Below are 19,568 nucleotides of genomic sequence, written 5' to 3'. Positions count from 1 at the left end.
GGTAACGCACTCAGCTGAGAAGTACTAATAGGTCGAGGACTTATCCTTAGAGGTTTCTAAGAGATAAGCTTTAGAAGATACCTCTTTCTGTGTGAAATTCTGAAGGTACATACCTTTGAATATGGCCTGGTGGCTCAGCTGGTTAGAGCGCCGCCCTGTCACGGCGGAGGTCGTGGGTTCGAACCCCATCCGGGTCGCTGTATTCATAACAGAATACTTTTTATGAATGGGATCTTAGCTCAGCTGGGAGAGCATCTGCCTTACAAGCAGAGGGTCATAGGTTCGAGCCCTATAGGTCCCACTTAAATGAGGACGTTTAGCTCAGTTGGTTAGAGCAATCGGCTCATAACCGATCGGTCCTGGGTTCGAGTCCCCGAACGTCCACTCTTACTAATAATAAGAAACAATGAATATGGCCTGGTGGCTCAGCTGGTTAGAGCGCCGCCCTGTCACGGCGGAGGTCGTGGGTTCGAACCCCATCCGGGTCGCTGTATTCATAACAGAATACTTTTTAACAAATGGGATCTTAGCTCAGCTGGGAGAGCATCTGCCTTACAAGCAGAGGGTCATAGGTTCGAGCCCTATAGGTCCCATTTTCTAAACCTTTTAATAAGGTGCAGAATGCCGGCGTGGCGGAACTGGCAGACGCACAGGACTTAAAATCCTGCGGGACTAATCTCCCGTACCGGTTCGATTCCGGTCGCCGGCATTAAATTAAAAGCCTGAAACCTAAGGAAAATCAAGGGTTTCAGGTTTTTTCTTTACCTTAAAATATTAAGTAAAAATGGCATAAACATAAGATATTAAGGTAAAGTCCTTTAAAAAAATAAAAATATAACAAGAGAGGTTATGAGTATTGACCATTTGACGGGATAGTGCTAAGATACGAGCCATCAGGAACCAAAAGTTTTATCTGTTTTCCTTAACACCAAAACAGATAGCTGTATGGTTCTTTTTTTGTTTATACCGCGGAAAATGAAAATGTAATACAGAAGATTTAGAACAGGACAAAGGAGTCTTTTCAAAAGTAGTTTGTGTGGAATGTTTAAACACATACTGCCGGGGAAAGACTCCTTTTTTAGTGGATATTCAAAGTCAGGAGGAATGAGCTATGAAGAGTTATGATCTGATAATCAAAAATGCGCAGATACACACAATGGATGAGGACAGAAAAGTGTATGCGAAGGGAATCATAGGAATAGAGGGAGAGAAGATAACTCTGATAAAGGAAATGAATGAGCTGACACCGGAGGAGCTTCAGGAATGTGAGGGCGCCGGACGTGTGATAGATGCCGAGGGCAAGGTGGTATTTCCGGGATTTATAGATACACATATACATATATTCCAGTCTTTCCTGAAAGGTCTTGGAGCTGATCACAGATTGATAGATTGGTTGAATCTTTCAGCACTCCCATATGGACAGTACATGACACCACATCAGCATGAGCTGGCAGCACAGCTTGCATGTATGGAGGCAATAAAGAGTGGATGTACGACCATGAGTGAGTTCTTCTACACCAATCAGGATCCTGAACTGGCTCATTCCTGTATAGAGGGAATGGTATCAACGGGTATCCGTAGTGTATTTATCAGAACATTTCAGGATACCGGAGAGGAATACGGAATGCCGAAGTGCTTTCTTGAGCCTGCTGGCAAGGCCATGAAGGAAGTGGATGCTCTGAAGAAAGCATATAAAGAAAATGACATGCTTTCGATATGGACCGGCCCGGATGTTACATGGTCGACCACGAAGGAAGGCTATCAGGAGATGCTTGAGTATTGTCTCAGCGAGAACGTGAGATATTCAATGCATATCAAGGAGACCGAGGTCGACAATGAGATGTGCGGAAGATATTACGGCAAGGATATAGTGGATATGCTTGAGGAGATAGGTTTCCTGACAGACAAATTCCTGGCAGTCCACTGCGTAAACCTCACACCTCATGACATAGAGAGATTTGCAAAATATGGAGTTTCGATAAGCCACAATCCTGCACCTAACCTTTATCTTGGTTCAGGAATACCACCTATTCCGGAAAGCCTTGCTACAGGGGTAAATGTATCTATAGGAACGGATGGTGCGGCATCCAACAATAGTACGGACATGCTGGAGAGTATGAAGCTGGCAGCTCTCATACAGAAGGGAATACACAGAGATGCAGCAGTCATCAGCGCAGATGATATCATACACATGGCGACGGCAGGGGGAGCAAAGGCAATAGGAATGGCTGATAAGCTGGGAACATTGGAGTCTGGCAAGAATGCGGACTTAATAATATTTGACCCGAACCATCTGAAGTCGGCACCTATGCATGATGCAAAGGCGACGGTCGTATATGCGTCATCCGAGGAGAATATTGACACAACGATAATAAATGGAAAGGTTGTATATCAGGGCGGAAAGTTCACATGTGGAATAGATGAGAGAAGCCTGATCGATGAGATAAACAGCGAGCTTGTGGTTCTGAAAAAGCAGCTTGCAGATAAATAAGATGGATGGGGATAAACAAAGAAGACCATCAGACCATAATAATAAATATATTTGAAATATCTGTATTGAAGCAAATATAAGATAAGGAGGCGCATTCATATGGAAGATAAGAAGATAATAGAAAATGACAGCCAGCTCATAGTTGGCGTAAATGAGAAGATAAGCTGTGGCAAGGCGGCATTTCTCGGAATGCAGCATGTATTGTCAATGGATCTGTATATCATGCCGTTGATACTTGGAGCGGCGATAGGACTGGTAGGAGGAGAGTTATCATTTTTCCTTCAGATGAGTTTCTTTGCATGTGGAATTGCAACTATATTGCAGGCGGGATTCTTCATGAAGTATCCTATCATACAGGGACCATCGTATGTACCGCTTGGAGCTATGTGTACGATAGGCGCGACCATGGGAGTCAGTGCAATGATAGGAAGTCTGATACCCGGAGCAATCATGATCGTATTACTGGGTATATTTAAGGGCTTTTCGAAATTTGTGAGAAAGGCAATACCTCCATTTATCGGTGGTATCATCATACTTATAGTTGGAATATCACTGACACCTACAGCAGCCAAGGGGATCGCAAGCTCAGATGGAAACTTAAGTGCAAATGTAGCATCAGGTCTTACTGCTGCAGGAGTGCTCATCGTATGTATGATACTTCAGTACAAGCTTAAGCATAACAGGATACTTCACATGGTATCAGTAATACTTGCACTGGTTGCCGGAACAGTGGTTGCTGCAGCGATGGGAGCTGCGGACTTTAGTTCAGTACACGATGCAGCATGGTTCAAGCTGCCTGAGTTTTTCCACTTTGGACTTCCAAAGTTTGAGATTAAGTCCTGTATACTCATGATGTTCATTTACCTTATCGTGCTCCTCGATACAACAGGAACATGGGTGACGATCAGCGCCATCACAGGTGAGGATCTCAGCGATAAGAGAATAGATCGTGCTACCATAGGTGAAGGTGTTGGATGTCTTGTTGGTTCACTGTTCGGCGGAACTCCAATGACAGGATATTCTTCAAATGCCGGAGTCCTTGCGATCACGAAGGTCGGAAGCCGTATGGCGATCATTGCGGGTGGTATGATACTCATGGTGCTCGGCGTATGTCCAAAGCTTATGACCGTCATATCATGTATACCGACACCTGTCGTAAATGGTGTATTTGCAGTTGTATGTATCCTGCTCATATCAAATGGAATTAAGATCATACAGAGTGAGCCACTTGATGAGAGATCGTCACTTATCGTGGGGATCTCAGTCGTGGCAGCTGTGGCAACTATAGTCATTCCTACAGATGTGGTGAATGCAATGCCTCAGTTCCTGAACTACTTCATGTCATCAGGAACTGCAGTTGGTGCAACCATAGCGGTGGTGCTCCAGCTCTGTCTTCCCAGAAAGAAAAAGGCTGTAAAGGTCGCGCTTGAGGGATGAATTTGTAATTTCTATATAAAGCGAAAACTATAAAATTAAAAGGCACATAGAGTAAACAGTGCGGCATATACTCTATGTGTCTTTTGTATTTGCGCAGAGCAACGAGCCAAAGTCCGTGATCGCAAGAGACGATGTTCATTTTAAACTAGCGGTTCATTGATTGGACAGTTTCGATTTGATATATTGATTATTGCGAAACACAAAGAGGCTATGGTGGTGGTTCCTTCTTAATTGGGATGATAAATGTAAAAGCTTACCGCCACCGGTTTCCTCATTAATAAGGAGAAAAGCTATGAACGAGATATTGCTCAGGCGTAAAAACAAAGTGATACTTGGCATTGGTACTGCAAAGGTGGCAAATGACCGTTGCATAACGACCATTATGAAGAACATCGAAGAACTTGGATATACATTTTCCAGGGAGGTGTTTGACGATCTCAGAACATACAGCGTCAATGAACTGACAGAATTTTATCTTGAACTCAAAGCTACGCTTATGAAGCTGAAAGGTGCAAATGTTGTGTATATGCCTATGTATGCCGATTTCCCTAAGGGCGTTATGGATGCACATTTTTCTGAGTTGTATATAAATGCGATGGTGCATTACTGGTCGGATGGTATCCTGTATCCAAAGAATCACAGAAAGCGTGTAAATGACAGACTGCCACTTTTTGACGAGACGAAGGTCAAAGTTCTGCAGCTTGGAAGTGAGGCTGATGTGAGACAGATATTTGACAATATCTGTACGTCGAGAACATCCATATCAAGAACTGACAGGGAGGATATAGCATATTTATTCGAGACTGAGAATATGAAGCTGCCTGATGATATACCACACAAGGAGAATGCTGCGTACATCTCCGCGCTCTATCTGCAGAAGAAGCCTCTGGCAAATGTCAGTGAGCTCAGGAAGTATGTAAAGACTGCAACTGATGTGCTGAGACTTGTGACTGCCATGAGTGATGGCGATGTGAGTCTTGCGGAGAATACTAGATACAGAAGCTTTTCGCGCAGACAGAGAAGGATGATCATGGAGCTTCTGTCTGGCTGTCCGAATATAGAGGAGGACATGCTGAGATATAAGGAGAGATGGATCAGGATTGGAGAGAGGATCCATCCTTCTGAGTTTGACTGCAGCAGATATACTCTGGCATATGACAGGGCGATAAATGCATTTGACAAGCTGAGAAATAACAGAAAAATAGAGACATTTGCAGGAAAGATTGAGTTTGATCTTGCCTATGGTGAGTATGAAAGTGCGCTTGCCGAGCTGGTGAAGAGACCGGGTGAACTGGCAAGGAGACTGGATCAGCTGCTCAGAGAGACATATAAAGAGCCTGTTATAAGAAGCTTTGCGTCTGTGGCGGAGAAGGTGTCAACACCAGTACTGCTTCAGGTGAGAGAGCACTTTCTGCACAGATCTGAGCATGCAGATGTAAGAGTGTTCTTCCCAAAGGGCAGCCTTGCAAAGTGCCACAGCGAGCGAAACGATCTGCCAGATATAGATGAGAGGTACTGTCAGGAAGTTGTTCGGATCTGCGAAAATGCCCTTGTGAAGATCTATGGACAGAGGGAGCCTATGGGCAAGGTGTATCTGTCTGATGATTACAGGAATTATGTGGTTCCATTCAGCCAGAGAAGTGCCAGCAAGGCGTTTAAGACTATAGTCAGAGGCTCGAGACTCCCTATGGCTTCGCAGACAAATGCTGTGAGGGCATTTATATGGTGGACGAATATGGACAAATGTGATTTGGAGTCGTATGACGATGGAAGAGTCGACATAGACCTGTCGGCGGCTATATTTGACGAGAACTGGAATTACATGGAGCACGTGTCATATACCAATCTGAAATCTGCGAAATATAAGGCATGTCATTCGGGGGACATTGTAAATGGCGGTCTTGTGGATGGTGATGGTGTCAGTGAGTTTCTTGATGTGGACGTAGATTCCGTTGTGAGATATGGTGCAAGATATGTGGTGTACCAGGTGTACAGTTATACAGGCCAGACTTATGCGGACATGCCTCACGCAATGTTTGGATGGATGGAGAGAGCTGATGTGAATTCGGGCGAGATATATGAGCCAAAGATGGTGGAGCAAAAGCTGGATCTAACGGCGGGCAGCATGGTGTGCATCCCTGTAATATTTGACTGTGTTAAGCGGGAGTTTATCTGGTGTGACATGAATATGTCGCTCAGTGGAGTACACATGAATACCGGTGGCAATAATCTGGAGAGCAATCTTTCAGGAGTCACAGCGGTATGCTATTCCATGGTTAATGTGAAGAAGCCGCATCTCTATGATCTTATCGCGCTCAATGTCATGGGCAGAGGAGTGCTGGTGGACAACAGGGAGGACGCTGACATTGTGTTTGACACTGCGTTGTATCTGAATAATGACACAGTGGAGAATGAGCGTGATAAAATGGTGATAACCCCATACGACACGGAGCTGTTCATGAGTGAGTATCTGTAATTACATTTTTAGAGAACAGAATGAGCTGCGGCAAAATGGTTATTTTATCATGAGCTGCAGCTCAATTATGTACTCACTGTCATCGTTGGTCTCATAATCATCTATATGACACATTTCAACAGGGTCACTGGCAATCTCAAGCTGATGATCCTGTGCGTATGTATAGAGTTGTGGCAGCAGTTCCTTTGTCTTGGTCAGGGCGCCCTTGTATGTCATGGAGAGATATCTTCCTGCTTGAAGTACATAATTGCAATCGGCGTCCTCAAGGTATGGTGCGAAGAAGAATACGTTCTTGGTACGGTAATACTTGGACTTTGGATTGCTCCCGGGGATGTCAAGGGTATAGCAGTCGCAGGCACCTATTGTGTCAATCCTGGTGTTATGGCTCTGCATGTATTTGACCACATAATAGGAGACATAATCATCAGGAAGATTGTCGTCAGTGACCATGACGCACTTCCGATCTGGAAGCTCCTTTATCACAATAGTCTCAAATTCATCCTGTATATCCGGGCTGCAAAGGGATGTGATGGTGTCCAGCCGGTTCTGGATACTGTCCCTGGTGGCTTTGAGCTTGGCAATCTCAGCGTCAACCACGTCAAGCTCCGTTTGCAGCAGTTCTGTGGTACTTTTGACATTTCTGTCCTCGTCATATTCACGTATCTGGTCAGTAGAGAAACTGAGTCCCAGAAGTTCACGGATAAGTGCAAGACGGCGCACGTCATCTATGGTGTACATTCTGTAATTGTTCTCGTCATTTCTCACAGGGTGCAGTATCCCAACCTTCTCATAATATCTGATAGAATCCACGCCGATATCAAACAGCTTAGACAATTCCCCAATCTTGAAAGTATCCTTTTTCTTCATAATATAATCTCCAATTCCCGATCCCAGATAACAATAAAACTATTGGCAGCCAGTGGTAGTGTATAACTCAAATACTGATGTATATTATACTTATATGCCAGTATAGTAACATACCACCTAATCAAATTCTATTTTCTATAAAAATACTTAATAAAATTAAGCTGACATATGGAGAAATCTTCACATATTCCGAAATTCACAAAAACAAATCAAGTGCATTGACTCTAGCATGGTACAAGGGTTTACCATTTCACCAAGTTAATTAACCACACAAGATAAAGTAGACGAGTTATTGGATGAAGCTGATATCAGGAGCCTAATCAATAATGTTAATGCTCGGACCGTTGATGCTGTAATACCCTTACAGGGAATACGAGGCCGCCGGTCCTTAGGTGACGCCCCAAGCGGCACCTTAGTACCGCTGCAGGCTGAGTTAAGCGGGAGCGACCCGGTAAGGGTATTACAGCATCGGCGGCCCGGGCTTCACAGATTAAATCAAGGCTCCGTCACTTCATCACAAAAAGGAGGAATGGCTATGGATAGGATATTAACTCACCCGATACTGGGGGACACCCCGGAGGGCAGGCTGGTGAATTTCACATATGATGGACAGACGCTTCAGGGAATAGAGGGCGAGCCGATAGCGGCGGCGCTCAGAGTTGCGGGTGTCATGACACACAGATATACCAAGAAGAGACATGAGCCGCGAGGTGTATTCTGTGCCATAGGAAGATGCACGGACTGTGTCATGATCGTAAATGGCAAGCCAAATATAAGAACGTGCATCACTCCTCTGGAAGAGGGAATGGATGTGAGGACGCAGTACGGTGCGTCGGCAGAGAAGGATTTTTAGGAGGTGACTGCTATGATAGAGAGATACGATCTGATAGTGATAGGCGCAGGTCCGGCAGGACTTTCCGCAGCGATAGAGGCTGCGAAGAACGGAATGAAGCCGATAGTATTTGACGAGAATGCAAAGCCTGGCGGTCAGCTTTTCAAACAGATACATAAGTTCTTCGGATCAAAGGAACACAAGGCGAAGATAAGAGGATTCAACATAGGTTACGAACTTCTTGAGGAGGCAAATAAACTGGGTGTGGATGTAAGGCTTAATGCAACAGTTGTGGGTCTCTATGACGAGAAAGAAGTGACGGTCAGGATCGGTGATGGGATAAAGCATTTCAAGGGCGACAGTGTGCTTGTGGCGACAGGAGCCAGTGAGAACATGGTTACCTTCAAAGGCTGGACACTTCCGGGAGTCATCGGCGCGGGTGCCGCCCAGACTATGATGAATCTTCATCACATAAAGCCGGGTAACAGGATATTGATGCTCGGTTCAGGAAATGTAGGACTTGTCGTCAGCTATCAGCTCATGCAGGCAGGGTGTGAGGTCGTGGCTTTAGTTGATGCGGCACCGAGGATTGGAGGATACGGAGTACACGCTGCAAAGATATCGAGGTGTGGAGTTCCATTTTACTTGTCACATACGATCGTTGAGGCGAGTGGAACGGACAGGGTAACAGGAGTGACGATCGCACAGGTAGACAGCCATTTTAATTTCATAGAGGGAACCGAAAAGACATTTGACGTTGATACGATATGCGTTGCCGTTGGACTTTCACCTATGTCACAGCTTTTAAAGCAGGCGGGCGTAAAGATGAAGGATACTCCGGGCGGATACGTTCCTGAGTGTGACGAATGGGGCAGAACCTCAGTGCCGGGAATATTTGCAGCCGGGGATGTGTCCGGGATCGAGGAGGCAAGCTCAGCCATGATCGAGGGCAGAATAGCGGGATCTGTCATATCGCAGGATCTCGGATTTATAGAAAAATCAGAGATGGAAGCGCGTGCATCGGAGCTTGAGGATGCACTTGGAAGCCTCCGTGAGGGAATGTTTGCACCGAAGAACAGGGGCAAGCTGATCGAGAAGACTGAGGAAGGCATAGATGTATCGATGAATCTGCTGGAGCACGGCTTTGTGGCAGATGACGAGATAGAGAGATATCCGGGAGTGACTCACAGGAAGGGAATACATCCGGTTATAGAGTGCACCCAGAACATCCCGTGCAATCCGTGCCAGGATGCGTGTCCGAAGGGGTGCATAAGCATAGGGGCAAATATAACCTCTCTTCCGACAGTGACGGAAAATCCATGTATAGGCTGTGGCATGTGCGTTGCAAGCTGTTCAGGACAGGCCATATTCCTAGTGGACGAGGACACCGGGGATGGCTATGGAACGGTGACACTTCCATATGAGTTTCTTCCGATACCAGAGAAAGGAACAAAGGGCGTGGCACTTGGCCGTGATGGCCATGAGGTGTGCGAGGCGGAGGTCGTAAGTGTCAGAAGTGCAAAAGCATTTGACCATACCAATCTGCTGACCATGAAGGTGCCGAAGAACATGGTGATGAAGGCAAGATTTTTCAAGGAGGTGCGGTTATGATAGATATCAGAGAAAAACTTGATGCCATAGGACCTTATGTTCCGGCACCGGATGACGACATGCTGGTGTGCAGGTGTGAGGAGGTCACAAAGGGCGAGATAAGGCAGGCAGTTCATGCGGGAATGCTGACGATAGAAGAGATAAGAAGATTCCTCCGGTGTGGGATGGGATTGTGTCAGGGACAGACTTGTGGCAAGCTGGTGAAGGGCATTGTGGCAAGGGAACTTCACGTGTCACCTCTTGACATAGAGCCTGCCACGTCAAGGGCACCTATGAGACCTACAGAGATGCGGATACTTGCGAGAGATGGAGGTGAGGCTCATGAGTAAACATACAGCAGAGGTTATAATCATCGGCGGCGGTGTAAATGGATGTGCTGCGGCATACTATCTGGCAAAAGCAGGAATGAAGGATGTAATAGTGCTAGAGGGTAGTCCGAGCATAGGACATGGAGGCTCCTCACGAAACGGAGGCGGAGTCAGACAGTCGGGAAGAGATGTCAGGGAGCTGCCATATGCAATGTATGCGGTGCAGAATATGTGGCCGACACTTTCCGAGGAGCTTGGAGTTGACGTGGAATACTATCAGAAGGGCAACCTTAGACTTGGCAAGACTGATGCCCATATGGAAAAGCTCAGAAACCTTGCGGCAAATGCTAACTCTCTCGGACTTGACATGAAGATCATAGATGGCAAAGAGGTGAAGGAGATCTGCCCATACCTCTCTGACGAGATAATCGGCGCAAGCTGGTGTCCTACAGATGGACATGCAAATCCTATGCTGACGACTCTGGCGTACTACAAGAGGGCAACGGAGCTCGGGGTAAATTTCTTCACAGATGCAAAGGTGGCTGCACTTGAGAAGGTGAAAGGAAAACTCAGAAAGGTCATACTGGAATCAGGTGAGGAGTTCGAGGCGGACAAGGTCATACTGGCTGCCGGATATGAGAGCAGATTCATCGCAAGGACAGTTGGAATAGATGTGCCGATGACAAAGTATTTTGAGGAGGCGCTGGTTACGGAGGTGCAGCCGCACATGTTCGACATCATGCTTGGTGTTGCATCCGCTGACTTTTACGGACATCAGTCACAGCACGGATCATTTGTATTTGGCTCAGATTCGGGACTTGAGGAGACAACGGACATGGGACTTGATGAGCTCAGGACCTCACCGCTCACCGTATCTGCCGGTTGCAGGGCGATCATGGGATATATACCGATGCTGGCGGATGCCAAGATCGTAAGGACCTGGGGCGGATGGCTTGATCTCTGTTATGATGGTGTTCCAGTCATAAGCGAGGTCGACGAGGTTCCGGGACTTATACTGGCATGTGGATTTACCGGACATGGATTTGGAACGGCACCGGCTGTTGGACTTATGCTCTCACAGATGGTGCTCGGCGAGAAGACGGTGGTGGATATATCGTCCTTACGATATGATAGATTCAAGGCTGTCAGGTAGACAGCATATGGATCAGAGGCGTATATTATTGATGAAGCAATTCTGTTGAGCAATATAATAGGTACTTCACAGAGCAAAAGTATCAATAATAACAATAAGCTAAAGGAGAGATATAACATGGAGAATTTTTTTTATAATATTCCGACAAAGGTATCATTTGGCAAGGGCGCCATTGATGATCTGTCAGGGTACATCAGCGAATACGGAGACAGTGTTCTGCTGGTGTACGGAGGCGGAAGTATAAAGAGAACAGGGCTGTACGACAGGATAATCAAGTTACTTGACTGTAGTCACATTTCCCATATTGAGCTTTCGGGTGTAGAACCCAACCCGAGACTCACAACGGTGAAGAAGGGTGTGCAGATGTGTCTGGAGCATGATGTGAAGGTGATACTTCCTGTGGGAGGCGGCAGTACAATAGACTGTTCCAAAGCTATAGCAGCCGGAGCGTGCTATGACGGTGATCCATGGGATCTGGTCGGACACCCAGAGAAGATAGAGAATGCTATGCCGATCATAGCTGTCGCGACTATGGCTGCGACGGGTTCTGAGATGGATCCATTTGCAGTTATCACAAATGAGGAGACAAAGCAGAAGAAGGATATCGCATCCGATCTGCTCTATCCTGCTTATGCGATACTTGACCCTGAGTATACATTTTCCGTTCCTGTATACCAGACGGCAGCAGGTGTGGCGGATATCATGAACCATATATTTGAGGTTTATTTTGCAGATAATGGAGACACATACATGCAGGACCGCATGATGGAGGCTCTTCTTAAAACCCTTATAAAGTACGGTCCGGTGGCAGTCTCAGAGCCGGACAACTATGACGCCAGAGCAAATATCCTCTGGGCATCTGAGTGGGCGATAAACGGATTCATAGCGTGTGGCAAGGATGGCCCATGGCCGGCGCACTCCATAGAGCATCAGCTGAGTGCTTACTATGATATAACACATGGACACGGACTTGCGATCATCACGCCGGTTCTGATGGATTACATTCTTAACGAGAAGAGCCTTCCGGTTCTGGTAAATTACGGCGTGAATGTATGGGATATAGAAAAGACAAAGGCCCCTTATGATATAGCCCGAGAAGCAATATCAAAGACACAGAAGTTATATGAGGATATGGGTCTGACCTCGGATCTCGGCGAGCTGGGCGTGCCTTATGAGAAGGACTTTGACGAGATGGCTGAGAAGGCGGCGGCAGAGGGACTTGAGCATTGCAGGGTGCCTCTGACGAAGGAGGATGTCGTGGAGATTTATAGAAGATGCTTTAAGTAACCAATTGATACAGCAGGAGGTGGCAGTATGGACAGCAAGGTTGAATTCTTATTTCTGAATGAAGAGGACATGATAAAGGCGGGCGTACTAGATGCGGACAGAGCTGTAGATACCATAGGAGAGGTCATAACACTCCTCAGCGAGGGAGACTATCTCATGGGCGGCAGAGCGCATAACGACCACGGTGTACAGCTCATATTCCCGGAGAAGTCGGACATTCCGAATTTTCCTCTGGCGGACTCGGCGGACAGGAGATTCATGGCGATGCCGGCATATCTCGGAGGAAGATTTCATATGTGCGGTGAGAAGTGGTATGGCTCAAATGGCAGAAATTCGCACAAGGGACTGCCGAGATCCATACTCATGGCGACACTGAATGACGTGGAGACAGGACAGCCGCTTGCGTACATGTCAGCCAATCTCCTGAGTGCCATGAGAACCGGAGCGATGCCCGGGCTTACTGCCATGTATCTTGCAAGAAAGGATAGCAGGGTACTGACTATCCTTGGCGCAGGAGTCATAGGAAGGACAAGCCTCATGGCTATCATGGCAAAGTTCCCGGACCTGGAGGTGCTGAAGATCAAGGGCAGCTCAAAGACTTCGCACACCGCCCATGAACTGGCGGATTACGCCAGGGAGAACTATAAGAGTCTCAAGGAGATAATCATCTGCGATACTCTGGAGGAGGCCGTGAGGGATGCAGATATCATAGCGGAGGCGGTATCTGTTGAACCGAGAAAATGGCCTGTCATAGATCCGGCATGGGTGAAGCCTGGATGCACGATCATATCATCTGGAACCATGGATATGGATCTGGAGTTTGTCAGGGACCACGTGACGAAGGTTGTAGACAACATACAGATGTATGAGGAATATGTAAATGTGTATCAGGAGTGGGACGAGGATGGCAACAGGATATCACTTGGAACACCAGGAATACACTTTGTAAATATGGTGACGGATGGCTGGATAGAGAAGAGTGAGATCAGACATCTGGGAAACATAATGCGTGGCCTCGAGCCGGGACGAACGAGTGATGACGAGATTTTTCTTGTGAGCCTTGGCGGCATGCCGATCCTTGATGTAGGCTGGGGCTATGAGTGCTACCAGAGAGCTCTGAGGGAAGGCATCGGAACAAAGCTTAAGCTGTGGGACATGCCATATATGAGATAAAGAAGAAAACATCAGCCAGGATATTTACTATCCTGGCTGATGCTGTGTTAACTGTTCTGATGTTTAGCAAGTTCTGCCTTGAGACGTTCAATCTCAGCATCCTTGTCGGCGATTTCAGCGTTCTTGTCGGCGATTTCAGCGTCCTTGTCGGCAATCTCAGCAAGCTTATCAGCCATTTTTTCATCCATGTCCTTGATGGTATTTTCCATAGCTTCCATCTTAAGAATCAGTGCATCGGATTCGAGTTCTAAAGACTGATCAATCATATTCCAGACCTCCTCTGTCTCAGTATAAGCATCATACAGATAGGTATATAACTTTTTCGTCAGCGATATCAACTGATGTGCATCAGAAGGCGTGATATTACCTAACTGCTGATTGATTTCTATACTTTGAAGTATATCAGTCTCAACTAGATTTTTCAACGAATTGATAGTGGTTTTATCTGGGCCGTTTTTTCTGTTCATAAGTTTTCTCAACTTGAGGAGATGAAAAGGAATAAGGATTATCATCTTGCGGTCGTTGAGTTCCTGGGCACTCAACTGAGCCAGTTTTACGGTTGGTACAGAGTAAATATATGGGGAGTTGTTCTGAAAATCAAGTTTAAGCTGTAGTTCATCAGGAACAGACGATGATACATCACCAAGATAAATGATTCGTGGTTCGGGAAAGTGTAAGGTGTAAACAGGTTTGTTGTCAAATTCTGTCGTATGTATTTCCTTGTTTACATCAGCATAGCCGTAGCCATAGGAGAATACCCTGAAAACTATTTCGTTATCTTCTGTGATCTGTGCTTCCATGTGGTAGGCATATTTGTCATTGAGAATGAGTATTGAATCCGCAAGTGTGGTTTTTAGAGTTCCATCAGCCTGGTGTTCAGTCCAGTGATAGGTTATGGTGGTAGTGGACGGATTGTGATCTGTGCCAAAAAGACCGTTTATCATGTTGGTTACAGCTTTGGATGATAAAGTCAGCATTTTCTTAAATGCATGGTCGAATATCTGGTCAGCAGATTTCTTAGTGGTGTAGGTATCACCACGGTAATTTCCCTGTTTTGTATTTTTCAAATAGTGTCCTCCGATAAAATTTGTATTCCAGCTGGTAGGCATACATTAAATCAATCTTCAGATAAAGTCAATAAAATGGCAAACATTCCTCAATAAAGCGAAATTTGGGGCTTTTTTAGGGGCCATTCTCCAAATTGTATAGTAATTTACAGATTTAAACATCGATTTTTGATGGCATCTAAACAAAAAGCTTTCGACTGTAATATGACCAGCCGAAAGCTTTTTAATAGAAAATGTTAGTGTAAGTTAATCATATTATTTTATTTTGAAAGTTACTCTCTGTACCTTGCCGTCCTTGGACCAGATGATGAGCTTGTGTGTTCCCTTCTTAAGAACAGCCTTGCCCGGTTTTACAGCCTTACCGTCCAGCTTCATTTTCGCAAGACTTTTAGGATTGGATACTGTAAGCTTCTTGCCAGGTTTGTAAGTCTTGCCATTTACGACGGACTTGCTTCTGGCGGTCTTGTTCACCTTGGTTGTGGAAGCGCAGAGCCTTGTTACCTTCTCTGCATCTTTGATGACCCATGATACGGTTTTACCGTCCTTGGATACTGTGCCGTTTGTGAAGTTGACCTTGGACTTGAATGTTATTTTCATGCTCATGTAGAAAGATATGTCATCCATATCAGTCAGGTTGATGGAAGAACCAGGGCCATAGGAAGAACCCTTCTGGGCTGATTTAGGATCAAGTGTTGCAAAGAAATACTTAGGTGATACGCAAACATTGGTATATCCCGCTTCACTGAGTAACTTCTCTATATCACTCAGATTTTTGTTATGGATGGTTGAATAAAAAATATTGTAGTAAATTCCATCAAGTTTTTTCTTGGTGTATTTAGCACCGGATTTCTTCATTTCCTTAATAAGTTCTGTTTTGCTTGAATCCATGTTCTGGGCAAGAGCATTCAGTGCTTCATCATCAAAACCAATGGAAACAGTGCAGCTTGCCTTGGTTGCAGAAGTGATCTTTACACTGGTTGTCGTTGCGATACCACATCCCGTCAGGGCAAATCCGAATACGAAGATGCACATGGTGAGCAGCAGATGTTTTAAATGCTTGTTCATAATAATTATAACCTCCCTTTTCAAAAACATTATATAACTCCCTACATTTCAAATATATTGTGGCAGACAGAAAAATGTCAATAGCAGAAAAGAAAAAATCAACCAATATTCCATACTTTTATAACAGAAAAATCATAAAGCTAAATTTATGATTATAGTAGAACATCTTACAAAATGCTATGGAGATTTCATAGCGGTGAGAGACCTGTCATGGCAAAGAGGACAGAGATGCATCAGCAGCGAAGCCAAAGATGAGACATTTGCACTTAATAAAATAAAGTGATGGACCGGTACGGTTGCCAAAATAAACCGTATACTCTGAATAAAATAAACAATTAAAGAAATGACAAAAAACATTGACCTTGGTATTATACCAGACTCTACAATGAGTGAAAATTAAAAGCAAGAACACATGGAAGAGAGCAAAGGAGCTCATAGGAATATGACTCCGCTGCTCTCTTTTTTATTTGTAAGGAGGAATGGATATGAAGAAGATAGAACTCATCATCAGACCAGAGAAGCTTGAGCCACTCAAGAAGATACTCAGCAAGAATGAATACAGTGGACTCACCGTCATGTCGGCCATGGGCTGCGGACACCAGAAGGGCTACAGCGAAGAATTCAAGAAGCTTGGGATGGAGATCAATCTCCTGCCAAAGCTCTACGTCATGACCGTGATACTTGACGAGGATCTGGATGACATACTCACAGAGATATGTGAGAAACTCTCCACCGGTCAGGTTGGAGATGGAAAGATATTTATAACAAATGTTGACGATGTCATGAGGATAAGGACAGGAGAACACGGAGAATCAATACTTTGATTACTACTTTAGAAAAGAGTGAGGTGAGTTGCTGATGGAAGAGAGAAAAGCAATAGTACAGCTTAAAAACATAACAAAGTCATTTGGCGACAATCAGGTGCTGAAGCCCATCAGCCTTGACATATACGAGGGAGAGTTCCTGACATTGCTTGGTTCATCAGGCTGTGGCAAGACGACCACACTTCGTATCATTGCAGGTTTTGAGACACCCACGGAGGGAAATGTATACATAGAAGATAAGGATGTCACAGAGCTGGCGCCGTACAACAGGGATGTCAACACGGTGTTTCAGAGTTACGCTCTTTTCCCTCACATGACAGTCTTTGACAACATAGCATTTGGCCTTGTTGAGAAGAAGATGGACAAGAAGGAGATAAAGAAAAAGGTTCTGGAAATGCTGGATCTGGTACAGCTCCATGGATTTGAGAAGAGAAAGCCATCGCAGATGTCAGGTGGACAGAAACAGAGAGTTGCAATTGCCAGGGCACTGGTAAACTCACCGAAGGTACTGCTTCTTGATGAGCCACTCGGAGCACTTGATCTGAAACTCAGAAAGCAGATGCAGGTGGAGCTCAAGAGGCTGCAGAAGAAGCTTGGAATCACATTTGTGTATGTAACCCATGATCAGGAGGAGGCGCTTACCATGAGCGACAGGATAGCTGTCATGCATCAGGGACACTTCGAGCAGATCGGTACGGCAAAAGAGATATACGAGAATCCACAGACCAAATTTGTTGCAAGCTTCATAGGAGAGTCCAATATATTCGAGGCAAATGTGGACACCATAGAAGGCACTGATCTTGGGCTTACGATTGAGAATGGAAAGGTCAGAGCGAAGGGCGAGGGATTTGTTAAGGAAGAGATCGTGTACATATCGGTACGTCCCGAAAATACGCATCTGTCAGACAAGCCGGTGGATGGATTTACACTGAAAGGAATCGTCAAGGATCAGATCTATGTTGGTTCGGTCCTTAAGACTATAGTGGAACTGCCAAATGGCAAGGAAGTCAAGGTCAACAATCATCCTGATGCCACGGTATATCCTGATGGCACGGCAGTGTCAGTGTACTGGGAGCCGGACAAGGCGGTTGTCATACACACCAAGGAGGATAAGATGTACGACGCCATAGAGGATGCAGTTCTTAAATAAGAAATATCTGCGTGTAATGATAACCGGATTTAGTTTCGGCTATGCAAGGAGGCTTTGCTATGAAAGAAAAAAAGAAAAAGGAGAAAAAGAACACTCTGCCGATATTATGTATGGTTGGTCCAACATCCCTGTGGCTGTTGTTTTTCCTTCTCATCCCACTTATATATGTTGTGGTCATAAGTTTTATGACGAAGGGTGCATATGGCGGAGTTGTCGGCAAGTTCTCAATTGACAGTTATAAGAAGATATTTGATCCGCTGTATCTGACGGTCATGTGGAAGTCGGTTGTCATGGCATTTGAGACAAGCGTGATATGCCTCATCATATCTTATCCATTTGCTTATATGCTGTGCAAGGTGCCGGACAAGATACGCGGAATGCTCACACTTCTCATCATGCTGCCATTCTGGGTAAATGGTCTCATCAGACTGAATGGATGGTCAAATATACTGAGAGACAGCGGCTTTGTAAATACATTGTTGATGAAGATAGGAATCATAGACCAGCCGATACAGATGATGTACTCGGAGGGGGCAGTCCTCTTCGGAATGGTGTATACCTTCTTCCCATTTATGGTACTGCCGCTTACAAGCAGCATATCAAAGCTCGATCATTCGCTGGTTGAGGCGTCATACGATCTGGGGGCAAGAAAGATAAAAACATTTATCAGAGTCATACTCCCGATGACGCTCCCGGGAATATTTGCAGGAACGATACAGGTATTCATACCGAGCCTTGGAGCATTCTTCATATCGGATGTCATGGGCGGCGGCAGCGCGGCATATCTTGGCAATCTGATACAGAACCAGTTCCTTGTGGCACGTAACTGGCCACTGGGCGCAGCGTTCTCGGTACTTCTGATCATCTTCACTCTGGTTGTGCTGAAGGCGTACAGCAAGGTTGGAGATCTGGATGATCTGGCATAAGGAGGGATGGATATGAAGCGAAAAGAAAAGAAGAAGATGGGCGCGGGATCGATCATATTCATGGCACTTGTATATCTGTTCCTGTACATGCCGGTATTTGTCATCATCCTGTTCTCGTTCAACAAGAACAATACAAATATGGTGTTTGACGGATTCACACTCAAGTGGTATCTGGAGGTGTTCCAGGGGGACTCACTTCTGAAGAACTTCTGGCTGTCCATAGAGCTGGCGTTAGTGTCTATGGTCATATCGGTGGTTCTAGGAACTCTGGCAACCATAGGACTTTACAGGTACGAGTTCAAGCTCAAGAAGTTTATCAACGGACTTCTGTACGTGCCGATAGTCATCCCGGAGCTTGTCATAGGACTTGCATCTCTTGCATCATTTTCCAAGATGGGCATGACCATGGGATTTGCGACCATGGTGTTCGCACACGTTACATTCTGTCTGCCATTTGTCATCATCACACTGAGATCACGAATTGCAAATTTTGACAGCTCTATAGAGGAGGCTGCCATGGATCTCGGGGCAAATCAGTGGCATACGTTAAAGCGTGTCACCATCCCGATGCTGACACCTGGAATCATATCCGGAGCGCTGCTATCCATAACGCTCTCGATAGATGATGTAATAATCAGCTACTTCGTATCCGGAGCCGGGGATATCACGTTCCCTATCAAGGTATACGGAATGGTCAGAGGCAAGATCACTACAAATGTATATGTCATATCAACTTTGATGATAGTCGGAATAGTTGTGATCTACCTCCTTGCGGGGGCACTTGGAAGGTTTATATCAAAGCGCAGGGAGATAAGAGACATCCGCAAGATAGATGCACAGTAATTCTGTAAGATAGATGCGCAGTAATTCGGGAGTACAGAATATGTTCCGAAGACATATA

At 45.5% G+C, this 19,568-nt stretch carries 17 protein-coding genes and 6 tRNA genes; 20 read left to right on the top strand and 3 right to left on the bottom strand.

Annotation, left to right across the window (positions count from 1 at the left end; all coding sequences use genetic code 11):
* Window positions 1-123 precede the first annotated feature (123 nt).
* From OCV54_RS14000 to OCV54_RS13960, 9 genes are all read left to right on the top strand, one after another.
* A tRNA-Asp gene (locus OCV54_RS14000) sits at window positions 124-197 on the top strand.
* 31 nt (window positions 198-228) lie between these two features.
* Window positions 229-301 (top strand) — tRNA-Val (locus OCV54_RS13995).
* A 9-nt stretch (window positions 302-310) separates the two neighbouring features.
* Window positions 311-384: transfer RNA gene (locus OCV54_RS13990), tRNA-Ile, on the top strand.
* 30 nt (window positions 385-414) lie between these two features.
* Window positions 415-488, top strand: a tRNA-Asp gene (locus OCV54_RS13985).
* A gap of 32 nt (window positions 489-520) precedes the next feature.
* Window positions 521-593 (top strand) — tRNA-Val (locus OCV54_RS13980).
* Window positions 594-623: 30 nt separating this feature from the next.
* A tRNA-Leu gene (locus OCV54_RS13975) sits at window positions 624-709 on the top strand.
* A gap of 402 nt (window positions 710-1,111) precedes the next feature.
* The gene (locus OCV54_RS13970; RefSeq protein WP_055224623.1) at window positions 1,112-2,491 is read left to right on the top strand and encodes an amidohydrolase family protein; all 1,380 of its coding nucleotides are present in this window, start codon (window positions 1,112-1,114) and stop codon (window positions 2,489-2,491) included.
* A 99-nt stretch (window positions 2,492-2,590) separates the two neighbouring features.
* Window positions 2,591-3,928 carry a uracil-xanthine permease family protein gene (locus tag OCV54_RS13965; RefSeq protein ID WP_055224621.1) on the top strand — a complete coding sequence of 446 codons (1,338 nt, stop codon included), beginning with the start codon at window positions 2,591-2,593 and terminating at the stop codon, window positions 3,926-3,928.
* Between the two features lie 292 nt (window positions 3,929-4,220).
* Window positions 4,221-6,404 carry a TerD family protein gene (locus OCV54_RS13960; protein ID WP_055224619.1) on the top strand — a complete coding sequence of 728 codons (2,184 nt, stop codon included), beginning with the start codon at window positions 4,221-4,223 and terminating at the stop codon, window positions 6,402-6,404.
* Window positions 6,405-6,443: 39 nt separating this feature from the next.
* On the opposite strand, the gene OCV54_RS13955 is transcribed toward OCV54_RS13960, so the two are convergent.
* Window positions 6,444-7,271, bottom strand: a complete 828-nt coding sequence (locus OCV54_RS13955; RefSeq protein ID WP_055224617.1) for a MerR family transcriptional regulator — start codon at window positions 7,269-7,271, stop codon at window positions 6,444-6,446.
* A 535-nt stretch (window positions 7,272-7,806) separates the two neighbouring features.
* Here OCV54_RS13955 and OCV54_RS13950 point away from each other — a divergent pair.
* The 6 genes from OCV54_RS13950 to OCV54_RS13925 all read left to right on the top strand — a co-directional run bounded on the left by OCV54_RS13950 (window position 7,807) and on the right by OCV54_RS13925 (window position 13,635).
* Window positions 7,807-8,124, top strand: coding sequence for a (2Fe-2S)-binding protein (locus OCV54_RS13950; protein WP_055224615.1), 318 nt, complete (start codon window positions 7,807-7,809; stop codon window positions 8,122-8,124).
* Window positions 8,125-8,136: 12 nt separating this feature from the next.
* Window positions 8,137-9,714 (top strand): FAD-dependent oxidoreductase, encoded by a 1,578-nt coding sequence (locus OCV54_RS13945; protein ID WP_330378013.1) that lies wholly within the window; start codon window positions 8,137-8,139, stop codon window positions 9,712-9,714.
* On the top strand, window positions 9,711-10,043 hold the full coding sequence (locus tag OCV54_RS13940; RefSeq protein ID WP_015533496.1) for a (2Fe-2S)-binding protein: 333 nt from the start codon (window positions 9,711-9,713) through the stop codon (window positions 10,041-10,043). Before OCV54_RS13945 ends, OCV54_RS13940 begins: the two co-directional genes overlap by 4 nt.
* Window positions 10,036-11,175, top strand: a complete 1,140-nt coding sequence (locus tag OCV54_RS13935) for an NAD(P)/FAD-dependent oxidoreductase (RefSeq protein WP_015533495.1) — start codon at window positions 10,036-10,038, stop codon at window positions 11,173-11,175. The genes OCV54_RS13940 and OCV54_RS13935 overlap by 8 nt, the downstream gene beginning before the upstream one ends.
* A gap of 117 nt (window positions 11,176-11,292) precedes the next feature.
* Window positions 11,293-12,462: an iron-containing alcohol dehydrogenase gene (locus OCV54_RS13930; RefSeq protein ID WP_055224614.1), complete on the top strand. Its 1,170-nt coding sequence runs from the start codon at window positions 11,293-11,295 to the stop codon at window positions 12,460-12,462.
* Window positions 12,463-12,489: 27 nt separating this feature from the next.
* Window positions 12,490-13,635 (top strand): tyramine oxidase subunit B, encoded by a 1,146-nt coding sequence (locus OCV54_RS13925; protein WP_055224612.1) that lies wholly within the window; start codon window positions 12,490-12,492, stop codon window positions 13,633-13,635.
* A 47-nt stretch (window positions 13,636-13,682) separates the two neighbouring features.
* Here the strand turns inward: OCV54_RS13925 and OCV54_RS13920 are convergent, their stop codons facing one another.
* Both OCV54_RS13920 and OCV54_RS13915 read right to left on the bottom strand, forming a co-directional pair.
* On the bottom strand, window positions 13,683-14,702 hold the full coding sequence (locus OCV54_RS13920) for a coiled-coil domain-containing protein (RefSeq protein ID WP_055224610.1): 1,020 nt from the start codon (window positions 14,700-14,702) through the stop codon (window positions 13,683-13,685).
* Window positions 14,703-14,957: 255 nt separating this feature from the next.
* Window positions 14,958-15,767, bottom strand: coding sequence for a hypothetical protein (locus OCV54_RS13915; RefSeq protein WP_055224608.1), 810 nt, complete (start codon window positions 15,765-15,767; stop codon window positions 14,958-14,960).
* 148 nt (window positions 15,768-15,915) lie between these two features.
* On the opposite strand from OCV54_RS13915, the gene OCV54_RS13910 reads away from it, so the two are divergent.
* From OCV54_RS13910 to OCV54_RS13890, 5 genes are all read left to right on the top strand, one after another.
* A complete protein-coding gene (locus tag OCV54_RS13910) occupies window positions 15,916-16,050 on the top strand; it encodes a hypothetical protein (protein WP_262563539.1) in 135 nt (44 codons plus the stop codon).
* Between the two features lie 202 nt (window positions 16,051-16,252).
* Complete coding sequence (locus OCV54_RS13905) at window positions 16,253-16,591, top strand: P-II family nitrogen regulator (protein WP_015533492.1); 339 nt, start codon at window positions 16,253-16,255, stop codon at window positions 16,589-16,591.
* Window positions 16,592-16,625: 34 nt separating this feature from the next.
* Entirely contained in the window at window positions 16,626-17,741 is a 1,116-nt protein-coding gene (locus OCV54_RS13900; protein WP_055224606.1) for an ABC transporter ATP-binding protein, read from the top strand.
* 59 nt (window positions 17,742-17,800) lie between these two features.
* The gene (locus tag OCV54_RS13895; RefSeq protein ID WP_055147902.1) at window positions 17,801-18,667 is read left to right on the top strand and encodes an ABC transporter permease; all 867 of its coding nucleotides are present in this window, start codon (window positions 17,801-17,803) and stop codon (window positions 18,665-18,667) included.
* A gap of 12 nt (window positions 18,668-18,679) precedes the next feature.
* Entirely contained in the window at window positions 18,680-19,510 is an 831-nt protein-coding gene (locus OCV54_RS13890) for an ABC transporter permease (protein WP_022216192.1), read from the top strand.
* Window positions 19,511-19,568: the final 58 nt, after the last annotated feature.

Origin of the sequence: Coprococcus aceti (assembly GCF_025567285.1) — a bacterium.
GTDB lineage: Bacteria > Bacillota > Clostridia > Lachnospirales > Lachnospiraceae > Coprococcus > Coprococcus aceti.
This window is presented reverse-complemented; position numbering and strand designations above follow the sequence as displayed.

Excerpts from the sequence above, each read along its gene's own strand:
- OCV54_RS13970 (WP_055224623.1), top strand. The coding sequence starts at position 1,112 with ATGAAGAGTTATGATCTGATAATCAAAAATGCGCAGATACACACAATG.
- OCV54_RS13905 (WP_015533492.1), top strand. The coding sequence starts at position 16,253 with ATGAAGAAGATAGAACTCATCATCAGACCAGAGAAGCTTGAGCCACTC.
- OCV54_RS13955 (WP_055224617.1), bottom strand. The coding sequence starts at position 7,271 with ATGAAGAAAAAGGATACTTTCAAGATTGGGGAATTGTCTAAGCTGTTT.
- OCV54_RS13900 (WP_055224606.1), top strand. The coding sequence starts at position 16,626 with ATGGAAGAGAGAAAAGCAATAGTACAGCTTAAAAACATAACAAAGTCA.
- OCV54_RS13910 (WP_262563539.1), top strand. The coding sequence starts at position 15,916 with ATGATTATAGTAGAACATCTTACAAAATGCTATGGAGATTTCATAGCG.
- OCV54_RS13890 (WP_022216192.1), top strand. The coding sequence starts at position 18,680 with ATGAAGCGAAAAGAAAAGAAGAAGATGGGCGCGGGATCGATCATATTC.
- OCV54_RS13930 (WP_055224614.1), top strand. The coding sequence starts at position 11,293 with ATGGAGAATTTTTTTTATAATATTCCGACAAAGGTATCATTTGGCAAG.
- OCV54_RS13945 (WP_330378013.1), top strand. The coding sequence starts at position 8,137 with ATGATAGAGAGATACGATCTGATAGTGATAGGCGCAGGTCCGGCAGGA.
- OCV54_RS13940 (WP_015533496.1), top strand. The coding sequence starts at position 9,711 with ATGATAGATATCAGAGAAAAACTTGATGCCATAGGACCTTATGTTCCG.
- OCV54_RS13950 (WP_055224615.1), top strand. The coding sequence starts at position 7,807 with ATGGATAGGATATTAACTCACCCGATACTGGGGGACACCCCGGAGGGC.
- OCV54_RS13935 (WP_015533495.1), top strand. The coding sequence starts at position 10,036 with ATGAGTAAACATACAGCAGAGGTTATAATCATCGGCGGCGGTGTAAAT.
- OCV54_RS13925 (WP_055224612.1), top strand. The coding sequence starts at position 12,490 with ATGGACAGCAAGGTTGAATTCTTATTTCTGAATGAAGAGGACATGATA.
- OCV54_RS13915 (WP_055224608.1), bottom strand. The coding sequence starts at position 15,767 with ATGAACAAGCATTTAAAACATCTGCTGCTCACCATGTGCATCTTCGTA.
- OCV54_RS13960 (WP_055224619.1), top strand. The coding sequence starts at position 4,221 with ATGAACGAGATATTGCTCAGGCGTAAAAACAAAGTGATACTTGGCATT.
- OCV54_RS13895 (WP_055147902.1), top strand. The coding sequence starts at position 17,801 with ATGAAAGAAAAAAAGAAAAAGGAGAAAAAGAACACTCTGCCGATATTA.
- OCV54_RS13965 (WP_055224621.1), top strand. The coding sequence starts at position 2,591 with ATGGAAGATAAGAAGATAATAGAAAATGACAGCCAGCTCATAGTTGGC.